11 protein-coding genes and 1 pseudogene are annotated in these 12,161 nt (G+C 67.1%); 7 read left to right on the top strand and 5 right to left on the bottom strand.

The annotated features are described in order from the left end of the window. Positions 1 to 11: 11 nt before the first annotated feature. Together EQ874_RS21920 and EQ874_RS21915 are read right to left on the bottom strand one after the other, a co-directional pair. Entirely contained in the window at positions 12 to 242 is a 231-nt protein-coding gene (locus tag EQ874_RS21920; protein ID WP_255163167.1) for a class I SAM-dependent methyltransferase, read from the bottom strand. A gap of 428 nt (positions 243 to 670) precedes the next feature. Continuing rightward, positions 671 to 2,128, bottom strand: coding sequence for a hypothetical protein (locus EQ874_RS21915; RefSeq protein WP_129978201.1), 1,458 nt, complete (start codon positions 2,126 to 2,128; stop codon positions 671 to 673). A 291-nt stretch (positions 2,129 to 2,419) separates the two neighbouring features. Between EQ874_RS21915 and EQ874_RS21910 the strand changes: the two genes are divergently transcribed. Then, the gene (locus tag EQ874_RS21910) at positions 2,420 to 3,307 is read left to right on the top strand and encodes a helix-turn-helix domain-containing protein (RefSeq protein ID WP_129978175.1); all 888 of its coding nucleotides are present in this window, start codon (positions 2,420 to 2,422) and stop codon (positions 3,305 to 3,307) included. On the opposite strand, the gene EQ874_RS21905 is transcribed toward EQ874_RS21910, so the two are convergent. Beyond that, entirely contained in the window at positions 3,237 to 3,812 is a 576-nt protein-coding gene (locus EQ874_RS21905) for a limonene-1,2-epoxide hydrolase family protein (RefSeq protein ID WP_129978174.1), read from the bottom strand. The two genes, EQ874_RS21910 and EQ874_RS21905, sit on opposite strands and share 71 nt — an antisense overlap. 98 nt (positions 3,813 to 3,910) lie before the next feature. Here EQ874_RS21905 and EQ874_RS21900 point away from each other — a divergent pair, with 98 nt between their 5' ends. After that, the gene (locus EQ874_RS21900) at positions 3,911 to 5,134 is read left to right on the top strand and encodes a cytochrome P450 (RefSeq protein WP_129978173.1); all 1,224 of its coding nucleotides are present in this window, start codon (positions 3,911 to 3,913) and stop codon (positions 5,132 to 5,134) included. A gap of 232 nt (positions 5,135 to 5,366) precedes the next feature. Further along, on the top strand, positions 5,367 to 6,920 hold the full coding sequence (locus EQ874_RS21895; protein ID WP_129978172.1) for a glycosyl hydrolase family 79 C-terminal domain-containing protein: 1,554 nt from the start codon (positions 5,367 to 5,369) through the stop codon (positions 6,918 to 6,920). Positions 6,921 to 7,418: 498 nt separating this feature from the next. On the opposite strand, the gene EQ874_RS21890 is transcribed toward EQ874_RS21895, so the two are convergent. Next, positions 7,419 to 7,718 (bottom strand): hypothetical protein, encoded by a 300-nt coding sequence (locus EQ874_RS21890; RefSeq protein ID WP_207213604.1) that lies wholly within the window; start codon positions 7,716 to 7,718, stop codon positions 7,419 to 7,421. Positions 7,719 to 7,744: 26 nt separating this feature from the next. Between EQ874_RS21890 and istB the strand changes: the two are divergent. Both istB and EQ874_RS23440 read left to right on the top strand, forming a co-directional pair. Beyond that, positions 7,745 to 8,237: pseudogene (istB, locus tag EQ874_RS21885) on the top strand (IS21-like element helper ATPase IstB); the annotation flags it as partial. A gap of 395 nt (positions 8,238 to 8,632) precedes the next feature. Then, a complete protein-coding gene (locus EQ874_RS23440; RefSeq protein WP_347400881.1) occupies positions 8,633 to 8,851 on the top strand; it encodes a hypothetical protein in 219 nt (72 codons plus the stop codon). A gap of 109 nt (positions 8,852 to 8,960) precedes the next feature. Here EQ874_RS23440 and EQ874_RS21875 read toward each other — a convergent pair whose 3' ends face one another. Next, complete coding sequence (locus EQ874_RS21875; RefSeq protein ID WP_129978171.1) at positions 8,961 to 9,548, bottom strand: TetR/AcrR family transcriptional regulator; 588 nt, start codon at positions 9,546 to 9,548, stop codon at positions 8,961 to 8,963. A gap of 277 nt (positions 9,549 to 9,825) precedes the next feature. Here EQ874_RS21875 and EQ874_RS21865 point away from each other — a divergent pair, with 277 nt between their 5' ends. Both EQ874_RS21865 and EQ874_RS21860 read left to right on the top strand, forming a co-directional pair. Next, positions 9,826 to 10,995, top strand: coding sequence for an acyl-CoA dehydrogenase family protein (locus EQ874_RS21865; protein ID WP_129978170.1), 1,170 nt, complete (start codon positions 9,826 to 9,828; stop codon positions 10,993 to 10,995). Continuing rightward, positions 10,992 to 11,762, top strand: coding sequence for an SDR family NAD(P)-dependent oxidoreductase (locus EQ874_RS21860; protein WP_129978169.1), 771 nt, complete (start codon positions 10,992 to 10,994; stop codon positions 11,760 to 11,762). Before EQ874_RS21865 ends, EQ874_RS21860 begins: the two co-directional genes overlap by 4 nt. The last annotated feature ends 399 nt before the right edge of the window (positions 11,763 to 12,161 follow it).

Here is a 12,161-nt window from a genome sequence, read left to right as displayed (position 1 = left end):
GGATGCCACGATCACGGCCTGCGCCATTCCGCGGTCGCGGCCGACAGGAAGAACTCGTCGAAGAACCTGGTCCGGATGCCCATGAAGCCGGGGAAGAAGAACGGCGTGTCCTCGAGCGGGAACGGGTCCACCAACAACCCGGTGAAGTGCGACTCGCCCGCGGCTTCCACGAACCACCGCGCGAATTCGTCCGTTATCAATGCCTGCAGGCGGTCCGACTCCAGCGCCCGAAACGTCGCCACCGCCGACGCGGTGCGGTGCGGTCCATGCTGCTGACGATGTCCCGGGTGTCTCCATCAGGGCGCATCATCGACGATGCCTCGCAATCGAGGTTGACCTACTCGGCCCGCGCGAGGACGCAGCCTGCCGACCATCCCCGATCGTACGTTCGTCGCCGATCGAGCATTCTTGTCAATATCCGCCCAGCCGCGGGCATGTCCGCGAGGACCCATACGGTCGGATCGAAACCGTTGCTTTCCAACGACATTCCGATTGCGATCTTCCGTCGCAGGTCGCAACCCGGCCGCTGACAAGGACCGCCGTTCGCGGACTGGGCTTCGGAAGAACGTGCTGCGGTCCGGCAGCGGTGTGTCGTTCCGGACCGCAGCACAATCGACCAACCAGCCCTCTCCTACCGATGGGAGGACGTCGCGCGGCCGATCTCTGCGACCTATCCCCGGGATACCCGTTCGAACCCGTTCAGGGTGCCCTGCAGGTAGTCGCCCTCGGCGGTGATCAGCCCGGCCATCTGGATGGTGTCGTTGAGGGTGGTGCCGGGCAGGTCCGCGGTGGTGCGGACCGCGCCGGTGGCGGGGTCGATCGCCGCGTAGGCGAAACCGTCGGTCGCGCCGCCGGTGCCCTTGCGGAGCACGGTGTAGATGGTGTCGTCGACGGTGGACAGACGCGGCACCGCCGAGCTCTTGACGTCGGTGTCCCAGACGACGGTGCAGCCGCCGGGAGTGACGTCGACGCGGGTCATGCCACCGGCGAACGGTGCCGAGTCGGGCACGGACGGGCCCGCGCTGTCCGGCACCGCGGGGTAGGGGTAGCCGTAGGTGCCCGCGACGAACACGCTGGACCCGACGCCGATCGGGGAGTTCTCGCTGCCCGGTCCGCCCTTGGTCAGCACCGGGGTGCGGCACACCTGCCGGCCGTCGGACTCGCGGTACACCAGCAGCGACACCTGGGTGTCGGCGCTGTCGACGATGGCCACGTACTCGTGTCCGGTGCCGGGGCCGAAGTACGTCGGTGTGGACCCGGTGCCCCAGCTGAGTTGTCCGGGCTTGCGGGCGCTGCCGCGGTCGTAGGCGTTGCGCCAGTCGACGTGCGGGGTGCCGTCCGGTCCGGCCGAGAGTTGGTAGAGGGCGTGGGTGGTGGCCACCGAGGTGCCGGTGGGGGAGGTGGAGATGCTGTTCTCGACGCGTTCGCCTGCGGGCAGGTCGATGGCGCGGGCGACGCCGGTGGCGTCGAGGACTCCGACGCGTCCGGCGCCGGTGGCGAACCACACGTTCCCGTTCCAGTCGGAGGCCAGGCCCGTGACGGCGTCATCGGCGGCGATCGCGCCGGACAGATCGACCGACTCGTCGACCGACAGCGACCACTGGCCACCGGTGTTGTAATGCCCGACCTTGACCAGGCGCCGGTTGCCGTCGACCGCGATCAGCCGGTCCCGGTTGTCGAGGTAGGCGTAGACGCCGCCGAGCAGGCTGCCCTTAGGGAGTTGGAGTTCGGCGAGCGAGGCCCCGGCTTCGCGTCCGCCGGTGGATCCGGCGGCGAGCGAACCGAAGTCCGAGGATCCGAGACCACCGGACGATTCCGACGAGCCTGAGCCGCCGGTGTCGATCAGGTGCACGGTGGGGTTGCGTCCGACCATGGTGGAGCACAGGGCCACCACCATCGAGTCCGAGCCCTGCAGCAGGGTCGGGCAGGCGGACGCGAGTGAGGTCGCTCCGACGTTCACCTTCCCCGAATCCGGTCCGGCGAGGTGTACGGTGTCCGACGATCCGGCGTCGCCGTGCATGGTGGAGGTGCCGTTGGGGCCGAGGAACGGGTTCGGCGGGGCGAGCGGACCCAAGGTGGGCTGCGCGGAGGCGAGACCGCCGCCGCCCAGCGACAGCGCGAGAGCCATCACGGTCGCGATGGCACCGGCACGCGCGGGTCTGCTCGAGACGATCCTTCGGCGCAGCGGTCGCAACGACGACAGCGTGTCCTCGTGGGGGAGACGGGCGATCACAGTGGTCACGGAGGGTTCTCTTCTCGTCGTGGGGAAGATGAGCGCCCTGGCTCTCGCGTGTCGGCGTCAGCGCTGTGCCGGGTGCGCCGATCTGCAAGGCGTGGCACATGAATAACAGGGCACATGAGGCGAATAATCGCATCATGCGATACATGTATTTGAACTACGGTGAGAGTAGGAGTAGACATGGCCTCTGGCAAGGGTGAATCGTCGGTGACGTCACCTCCGACCGACCGAGTCGTGTCGATCATCGAACTGCTGTCCGCGCGCGACACTCCGGCAACCTCCGCGGACCTCGCGGATGCGCTCGGACTGAGCAGGTCCACCACCGGGTCGATCCTCGGCACGCTGCAGCAACGGGGGTGGGTCACGCGCCTGCCCGACCTGCGGTACCGGATCGGGCCGGGACTGGCGTCGATCGCCGGGCGGGCGCACAGCACTCTCGATCTGCCCGCCGACGCGTCGGCGCACCTCGAAGCCCTCGCGTCGCGTGTTCGGTGCGGCGCTGCGCTCGCCCTGATCGACGGATCCGAGCTGGTCTTCGTCGCGATGACCGGCGGACTCGGACACATTCCGGCGGGTATCGACGTGGGGATCAGCCTGCCGATGCAGGCGCCGGCCGGAGCTTCCGTCATCGCGTTCTCCGATCCTGCGGCACAACAGAGATGGCTCGACACCGCGCCCCGGGACCGCCGGGGCCGGTACGCGGACTTCCTGAGGGAGGTCGCCACAATCGGCGTCGCCGTCTGGGGCGCGGAGGCGGCCGACATCGACCGCATCGACGTGTTGTCTCAGGTGGTGACCCATCTCGCCGTCAACCCCGCCAACCATCGACTACGAGAACAAGTGCAGGCCCTCATCGGCGACATCAGTGGGTACCCGTACACGGTGGACGCCCTCGAGTCCCCCGAGGCACTGCCGATCAGCTATCTGAGCACGCCGGTGTTCGACGCCTCGGGCGCACCACGGTGGGAATTGCAGATCGGCCCGCTGCGGCCGGCGGTCACCCCGGACGAACGGCGCACGTACATCGAGGAGTTGACCGCCGTGGCACACGTCCTGTCAGGGCGATGAGTACGCGCGGGCCAACGGGGGGTTCGATCGACGGGACGACGAGCGCGGCGATGCCGCACACGAAGGCCTTCACTATGTCGAAGAGATCGAAGTAGTTGCGCCACCACGTGATACGGCCCGATCGGACTTCGAACGTGGCCGCGGCGGCATGGTTGACGACCTTGACGTCGAGCCCCGGGACGGGTCCCTCCGATTGTCTCGACGCACAGGCCGTCTTGCGACGTCCGGGTGCGGTCGGGAACCTCGCCGCCGGTGTGATCCGCGAGAGTTGCGATCCGCGAGGGTAACGATGCGGACACCGCTTCGACGTCCTGGGCGGGGCCGCCGATCTTCGGGCCTTGCATCCGCGACGTCGAGGACACCGACGCCCTCGCGCGCTCACCGGCCTCGTCCTACCCGGAATCCTCCCCGACCGTGACTGGCGCTCGATTCCGGTGCGGCGCAGCCCACTGCGTCCTCGTGGCGGCGCAGCCCCCGCGGACCTCGGCGAATCCGCTCTTGTCATCGGCCGGCAAAGCTTCTACTGTCGGACCGAATACAGATAAACGCATCGATCTATGCGACTATTCGCATTGCAGTGTTCGTGTCAGCTCGAGGAGTGTCGTGACCACACCATCCGCCCTGGACACCGTCGACATCGAGGGGGTCGACTTCGCGTTCGAGGACAACCCGAACATCCACGCCGTCTTGGAGGACCTGCGTTCGAAGAAGCCGTACGCGATCGTCCCGTTCGCCGGCGTGCGCGCGGTGCTGCTGCTCACCCACGAGCTGGTCACCGCCGCGTTCAAGGACGATGACACGTTCCCGGCCTCGGCGATCTACCCCATGACCACCGGACCGGTCCTGGGTAAGACCCTGCAGTGCATGGCCGGCACCGAGCACCGCAAGAACCGCTCGCTGATCTCGCCGCCGTTCCGCCGCAAGGTGGTCGCCGAATGCATCCAGCCGCTGCTCGAGCCGCTTGCGCACGAGCTGATCGACCGGTTCGCCGACCGCGGCACTGCCGACCTGGTCGCCGAATTCACCACCCGCTACCCGGTGCTGCTGATCAGCCGGCTGATCGGGCTCCCCGTCACCGACGAGGCCCAGGTACACAAGTGGGCCCACGACCTGTTCTACTTCCCGTTCGACCCGGACGCCGCGATGCGGGCCTCCCGAGAGTTCACCGCACTGCTCACCCCGATCCTCGCCGAGCGCCGCGCCAACCCCGGCGACGACCTCATCTCCACCCTGGTCACCGAGACGGTGCACGACGACGAACTCGACGGTGCGACGCTCAGCGACGAGGAGGTGCTCTCGTTCCTGCGGCTGCTGTTCCCGGCCGGGGCCGACACCACCATGCTCGCGCTCGGCAACACCCTCTCTGCACTGCTCACCCACGACGACCAGATGGCGATCCTGCGCTCCGATCTCGAGGAGCACGCCCTGTGGGCGGTCTGGGAAGGCCTGCGCTGGGAACCGCCGGTCGGGCTGCTCCCGCGTGCCTGTCCGGAGGCCACCACCTGGAACGGCATCGAGATCCCGGCCCTGACCCCGATGATCTTCTCGATCAACGCCGCCCACCGCGATCCCGCGCAGTGGCCCGACCCGCACCGCTTCGACATCACCCGCCGCAAGACGGCGATACTCTCCTTCGGGCAGGGCACGCACAGCTGCGCCGGGAACTGGCTCGCACTCGCCGAACTCGAGACCGCCCTCACCGCCCTGCTCGAGCGTCTGCCCGACCTACGCCTGCAGGACGGCGCCGCCGAGCGCGCGAAGGTCACCAGCCAGGTCGGAGTCGCGCTCCGAGGACCCAACGAGCTTGCCGTGCAATGGGACCTGTGACCGACGCCCTCTGCGAGGGCGGCCACCGGATCCCGTCGACCTCGCGGCCGAACGGCCGTCAGGTCGTGTCACCACTTCAGCCGTGACAGCCCACAACACTTCGGTCGAGGTGCCCGTGGCGAACGGCATGTCGATCGAGACGGTGCTGTTCGACGCCACCTGAATATCCCATCGCACCGTGAATCGTGTCCCCAACAGGTCGGACACCGTGCCCACAAGAGGATTCCGTTCGATGCGCTACTCCCGCTACCTGCCCAGTCGGGCGGCCGCCGTTCTGATCACCGCCGCGATTCCGATGGCACTCACCACGATGCCCGCGGCCGCCCAGTCCCGGAACCCGGTGACCGTCGTGGTCGACACCAGTGCGCCCGGCCGCACCATTCCCTCCGACTTCCTGGGCCTGTCGTTCGAGGCCAACCTGATGCACGAACAGTGGCTGGCGCCGGACGCGGGGAACGTCTCGAAGCTGATCGCCAACCTCGGCCACGGCAACCTCCGGTTCAGCGCGAACCAGGTCGACAACACCGCCTGGACACCGGATCCCGCCTCGCCGGTTCCGGCCTGGGCCGAGGGCCAGCGGGTGACGCCGGACGACCTGTCCCGGGTCGGCGCGCTGGCCCGGGACATCGGCTGGAGCGTCGACATGGGCGTGAACCTCGCGCATTTCGATCCGGCCGCGGCCGCCGACCAGACCCGCGTCGCCCGCGACCGCATCGGGTCCGCCCTGCGGTCGGTCCAGATCGGCAACGAACCCAACTTCTACGTCCTCTCGTCCGTGACCGGCGGAGGCCAGCGCAAGCCGTACCTGCCGACGGGTTACGCGGACGACGCCCGCATGTACCGGGACGCGATCGCCGCTGCCACACCCGGCGTCGCCGTCGAGGGACCGGACACCGCGGCGGGCGGGACCGGAAGCACGCTGGCCGAGGCCGGGATGAAGGCGGCGCTGGTCGAACCCTGGCTCGATACCTACATCCAACGTTTCGGCTCCGAAAGCCGATCGCTCAACCAGCACTACTACCCCTTCGTCAACACCGAGCGCCTGGGACTGTCGGGGGGCAGCTCCGACGCCGTCGGCGGCCAGCCGACGGTGGACACGTTGATGTCGCAGGACACCTCGGACCGGCAGACGGCGTTCATCCGCAGCCTCGTGGCCAAGGCGCAGCAGGCCGGCCTGCAACCGCGAATGACGGAAACCAACTCGGTCGCCAAGGAGGGCCTGCCCGGGGTGACGAACAGCCTCGGCGGCGCGCTCTGGACGGTGGACTACCTGATGACCGCCTCGCGCGAGGGCGTCACCGGGGTCAACCTGCACCTGCAGCCGAACGACTGCACGAGCTACCCGGTGTTCTGCTTCCCGGACGACGCCGCCCGCGCCGCCGGCCAAGCGCGCCCCAACCCCAACTACTACGCCGCCCTCGCCGTCAGCAAGCTCGTCGGCGGCCGGATCCTGCCGACGACCGTCGACTCCGGCGGCAAGCGCGTGTCGGCACTGGCGGTCCGAATGCCTGACGGCACCATCAAGGTCATGGTCGACAACCTCGACCGCGGTGCCGATGCCGCCGTGGTGGTCGAGATCAAGGGTGCGTCCGGGACTGCCGGCGTGCAGCGGCTGACCGGCGGCGCACCGGAGTCCACCACCGGCACCACCTTCGCCGGTGCCGTGGTGGCAGCCAACGGCACCTTCACCCCCGCCGCGTCGGAATCCGTTCCCGTCGGCGCCGGTGAGTACCGAGTCGACGCCGGTGCCGCCAGCGCGGTTCTCCTGACCGCACCGGCACCGTGACGGGCGATTCTCCGGAATCGCAGTGGAGCTTCGGGTGACGGTGGGGACTGCCTGCCCCCTTGTCGTTCGTCATGGGTGGCGGCACCTGTCGTTAACGTGATGCCTCGGCCTGGAAGCACCAGGGGGGCATCGAGATTCGAGAAGTCCTTCGACCTCGTCGTGCGCAGCGTCGGCAGGGTAAGTCCGATCCCATACGATGCGTATGCCGCAGCGCAGCAGGCATTATCGCCACCTTCGCCGACGAAATCTCCGTGACCACGGACGCCATCGTGATCTCGATTTCGCATTCGGTCATCGCGGTCGACGGACGATGGTGGGCCTCGGTTGTCACCACGACCGACGAAGGCGGCGATCCCTGACCGCGTCGTTGTCGACCTGTACCCCCTATGGGCTATAAGGAGCTATAGAAGGGGCTGTACCGTCCGCGCCCCCCCATAACGGTCGAGCGGCCGAGGAGATCCATGTTCGGGGCCGGTGCTGTCTGCATCGGCTGGTCCTTCACCTCGCAGGTGCCGGCGCCCAGGGGCCGTCGCGTGTGCGTTGCCATTCGACGGGGCGGCCGTCGACTCGGACCAGGCGCGGGTCGAGCCAGAAGGTAGCGTCGGGATCCCATCCGGCCAGGGCACTGGCCCCGGTGTGGGCGGATAGCGGGAGCGCCAGACCGGGTGTGGTGAGATACCCGAGGACGGTCAGGTGCACCGCGTCGTAGTCGGCGCTCACCGCTGCCCAGTCCGGCAGGTACCACTGCAGATGCTTGCCGGTGGCCTCGTACCAGTCGGAGCGCCGCGACGCCGGCACCGCGAGGGGATACGCGTCGACGAGGATTCTTGACCGAGGCTCGCAATATCGTGCTGCTCGGACCACCGGGAACGGGCAAGACGCACTTGGCAATCGGACTCGGGATCGTGGCTGCCCGGCACGGCGTCCGGGTGTTGTTCGCGACCGCCACCGATTGGGTCACCCGGTTGACCGAGGCCCATCGGCAGGGTCGGCTTCCGGAGGAGGTGACCCGGCTGCGCCGCTACGGGTTGATCGTTGTCGACGAGGTCGGCTATCTGCCGTTCGAGCAGGACGCCGCGAACCTGTTCTTCCAGCTCGTCTCCTCCCGCTACGAGCATGCCTCGCTGATCCTGACGAGCAATCTGCCGTTCTCCGGCTGGGGTGGGGTCTTCGGTGATCAGGCCGTCGCCGCCGCGATGATCGACCGGATCGTCCATCCACGCCGACGTCCTGACCCTCAAAGGTGCCAGTTACCGCCTTCGAGGACGCGGAATCGACACTCTTCGCAGCATCAGAACGGAGAACCAGGCAGACTAGCCACATACCGACACGGTGGTCTCGTTTTCCACCGTCGCATCGGCTCGAATTCAAGCGTTGTCGACACGAGCGGGCCTCGGCTTTCATTTCGATTCAAGACCGAGGCGGTCTCCAAAGGCAGCCCGTTCCTGACGGGGCCGATCAAGACGATCGAGGATATCGAGTTCGCCACGATGGGGTGGGTCGACTGGTTCAACACCCGCCGGCTGCACAGCACCCTGGGCTACATCACCCCTGATGAGTTCGAGGGGATCTACTACGCTCAGCTATCGGCCCTCCAACAGCAGTTGTCGCCAGCATGGGGGCGGCAAGGAACCCGACACGGTTCATTCTGTTCCGCGTCACCGGCGAAGTCCTCACCCGCGCGGGGCAATCGGATCTCGAAGGCGCTTCCCATGCGGCAAGGGCACCAAGACGCCGCCGGAGTTGCCGGGCACGCAGACGAACGCGGTGTCGACGAGTATCACCACAATCGACGTGAGGGATTTCCGCCGTGGCCGGTTCCGCAGGCGATCTCGATGCACGCGGCGCTGATGGTGACCGGACCTTTCGCGATCTTCGCATGGTTCGAGGATCGCATGGACCCCGGTGCGCCGATCGGTTCCGGCCGCTGATGCGCCGGCTGCTGAGGAAGCCTGTTGAGGCAAGGCCCACAAGGGACAGGCGCCCTCCAGCAGTAGGATCCGGCAGCGGCACAACCGAAGTCGGACGGGCTTCGGTGATCTAGTCGACCGTCACGGTCAATGAGGGCTTGTCGCCATCACGGCCGTCGGTCTTGCCGAGGTAATCCCACATGTCGTCGATCATCGGTTGCAGCAGCAACTGGCCGAACTGGCTGACCATCACCCCGATCACCTGTGTCGACTCCGAGCGACGTGTTGAGGCGACACCACGTGCACGGAGCTTGGAGATTTCGCTGCGGCTCAGTTCCGTCAGACGTTCCAACAGTTGGCTGGCCCCGCCTGGTTCGAGAATCGATCGCCGTACGTAGTCCATCACCTCCGGGTGAGTCCGGAGCATCTGTCGGACCGCCTCGTCACGCGCTGCGGCTATCTGCGCCGGGGTGCCCTCGTCAGGCGCCTGCGCGATGGCTTGCACGTGGTAGTCGACGACGAGTTGTTCCACGGCGGCGCGTAGGCCGTTCTTGGTCTTGAAGTGGTGTTGCACCAGACCGACGGTGACTCCGGAGGCGGCGGCAACGGCCCGCATCGAGACCCGGTCTTCTCCGTACTTGGCATACAGATCGAGCGCGGCGTTGCGAATCCGCGCTTTGGCGGTGAGGTCGTCGTCGTTGGCGCGAGGGTTGGTCATAGATATCGGCCTCCTGTCCCGCAAATGATAGCGTGAGACAGTATGCTGTACATTTGTACCGTCCGCGGTACAATCGTACCGTTCCTGCGGTGTCGTCGCAGCACCGCGAAAAGAATGTCACTCGTGGTCCACGCAGCGGAAGTCGGCACCCGTCGAATCGAGTCGGCAGATTCCACGTCTATCCGAAGGAGATCGAGAACATGATCGCAACACATCCAGACGTCGCAGTAGCGGTCGTGGGCGTCTCGGACGAAACACGGGGCGAGGCGGCCCTGTGATGAACGATGAACTGGCCGACTTCACCGACAGTGTTCGGGGCTTGGCCCGCAGCCGCTTCCTGGACGGATACATGGCGCGCACCAAGTCCGACGTGTACTCGCGCGACACCCTGAAGACCCTCGGGAAGAATGGCCTACTCGGATTGTGTGTGCCCGAGAAACATGGCGGTCAGGGAGCAGGCTTCCAGGCTCTCGGCATCGCCTGCGAAGAGATCAGTTACGCCGACTCCGGCTGCGGCTACCAGGTGTTCGCCACCAATGTGATGGCCGACTTGCTGGTCAAGTTCGCCGCACCGGAGGTCGTCGACCGCTGGCTCGCGCCGGTGATCGAAGGCGACGTGGTCTGCGTCATCGCGCTGACCGAACCGGGTTCCGGCTCCGACGCCCAGGCGTTGACCTCGAAGGCCGTGGCCGTCGAAGGCGGCTGGGAGCTGTCGGGCGAGAAGACGTCGATCACTCAGGCGCCCGATGGCGAACTCGCGATCATCGTCGCGAGGGAAGGCGCGCAGATCAGCGCTTTCGTCGTGCCCATGGACTCGCCCGGGGTGTCGGTCCAGCGATTCGAGGACCCTGGCTTCCGCGCAGTCGGCCGCGGATCGATCACGATGGACCGCGTCTTCGTGCCACACTCTCATCGACTCGGGCAGGGCGGCAAGGGTTTCGGGCTGATCATGGGCGAGTTCGATCTGACGCGCACCCTGATCGCCTTCATGGTGGCGGGGATCGCCCAGCGGGCTATCGACCTGACGATCGAGTACATCAAGATTCGTCACAGCTTCGGGCAACCGCTGAGCCACTACCAAGGTGTCACCTTTCCGATCGCCGAGCACCTCACTCATCTCGCAGCCATCCGGGCGCTGGCGCGCGAGGCGCTGGACGCCCGTACCGAAGGCCGGCCGCACACCGTGCAGGCGGCGATGCTCAAGTGGTGGGCTCCGCAGGTCGGTTTCCAGGCGGTACAGGACTGCGTGGTGCTCCACGGCCACCTCGGATGGTCGGAGGAGATGCCCCTGCAGTCGCTCCTGCGTGACATCTCCGGTTTCCAGATCGGGGACGGCACGCCCCACATTCAGAAGCTGATCATCGCCCGAGCCGCCATCGGCAACGAGGTCATGGGCCGACCGGCCACCCGACAAGGACCGACCGAACAAGAAAAGGGCGAAGCATGAAGATCGACAACTCCGTGGCCATCGTGACTGGTGGCGCATCCGGGCTGGGCGAAGCGGCAGCGCGACGACTGCTCGATCTCGGAGCACGCGAGGTTGCCGTGTTCGATCTCGACGACGAGCGTGGAGCCGCCCTCGAGTCCGAGCTCGGCAAAGGCTACCGGTACCACCGAGTCGACGTCAGCCGGCTCGACCAGGTCGAAGCCGCCGTCGCAATGGTTGAGAAGGAGCAAGGGGCCGTTCACATCGTTGTGAACGCCGCGGCAATCCCGGCGCCGGCCAAGTTGCTGAGCAGCCGGGGGCCTCTCCCGATGGAGGTGTTCGACAAAGGCATCAAGGTCAATCTGTACGGGCCTGTCCACGTGATGCGCAGTGTTGTGCCTGGGATGTCGACGGCCGAGCCGACGCCCGACGGTGAACGCGGCGTCATCGTCAACGTGTCCTCGGGTGCGGCATGGGAGGGTCAGATCGGCCAGGTGGCCTACAGTGCCTCCAAGGCTGCTCTCGTCGGTCTGACCATGCCGCTCTTCCGTGAGCTCGCTGCATACGGAATCCGCGTAATGACGGTGGCGCCCGGTGCCTTCGACACGCCGATCTACGACCGGGTCCCGGCGGCGCTCAAGGAGGAGCTTGCCGCCCAGTCGTTGTTCCCCAAGCGGATGGGTGACCCGGCGGAGTTCGCGATGCTGATCGAGGAGATCGTACGCAACCCCATGCACAACGGCCGCTCGATTCGCCTGGACGCCGGCATGATCCTGAACCCGTCGTAAGCCCACCCCCGGCGACCTCGGTTCCACTGCGGGAGAATCTGTCCGGGAGACCGACGCAGGTCCCACGTTGATCGCCGGCTGCACCGACTGCTTCGCCGACGACCACGAGACCCGTAGGCCGCGGGGCGAGAGTGTTCGGGCAGCTTGCTTGCAGTGGCACCGAGCCGCCCGACGGGCGCGCCGATGCGGTTCGAGATCGCCCCCCTGTGACGCGACATACTCGCCTTCCGCCTCCTTAGGGCTCCGAATCGCAGCATCTCGGACGCGGGAATCAGGCCGCGCGTGGGCTGCCGTCGGCTGTGCGGGACCTCGACATTTCCGACCTGCAGTCCCGTGTTCTCCTCGCGGGTCCACGACGCCGTGTCACGAGCCGGACGATCATGGAAGAACTCGGCGTCA

The organism is Rhodococcus sp. Q1 (genome assembly GCF_004153645.1).
Taxonomy (GTDB): Bacteria; Actinomycetota; Actinomycetes; order Mycobacteriales; family Mycobacteriaceae; genus Rhodococcus; species Rhodococcus gordoniae.
Note: the sequence above shows the minus strand (reverse complement) of the source record. Positions and strands in the feature narration are given on the sequence as shown.

What these genes read in the sequence shown, in the direction of transcription:
- EQ874_RS21860 (WP_129978169.1), top strand. Translation starts at nt 10,992, where the DNA reads ATGAAGATCGACAACTCCGTGGCCATCGTGACTGGTGGCGCATCCGGG.
- EQ874_RS21865 (WP_129978170.1), top strand. Translation starts at nt 9,826, where the DNA reads ATGAACGATGAACTGGCCGACTTCACCGACAGTGTTCGGGGCTTGGCC.
- EQ874_RS21915 (WP_129978201.1), bottom strand. Translation starts at nt 2,128, where the DNA reads ATGGCTCTCGCGCTGTCGCTGGGCGGCGGCGGTCTCGCCTCCGCGCAG.
- EQ874_RS23440 (WP_347400881.1), top strand. Translation starts at nt 8,633, where the DNA reads ATGCGGCAAGGGCACCAAGACGCCGCCGGAGTTGCCGGGCACGCAGAC.
- EQ874_RS21905 (WP_129978174.1), bottom strand. Translation starts at nt 3,812, where the DNA reads ATGACAAGAGCGGATTCGCCGAGGTCCGCGGGGGCTGCGCCGCCACGA.
- EQ874_RS21895 (WP_129978172.1), top strand. Translation starts at nt 5,367, where the DNA reads ATGCGCTACTCCCGCTACCTGCCCAGTCGGGCGGCCGCCGTTCTGATC.
- EQ874_RS21910 (WP_129978175.1), top strand. Translation starts at nt 2,420, where the DNA reads ATGGCCTCTGGCAAGGGTGAATCGTCGGTGACGTCACCTCCGACCGAC.
- EQ874_RS21875 (WP_129978171.1), bottom strand. Translation starts at nt 9,548, where the DNA reads ATGACCAACCCTCGCGCCAACGACGACGACCTCACCGCCAAAGCGCGG.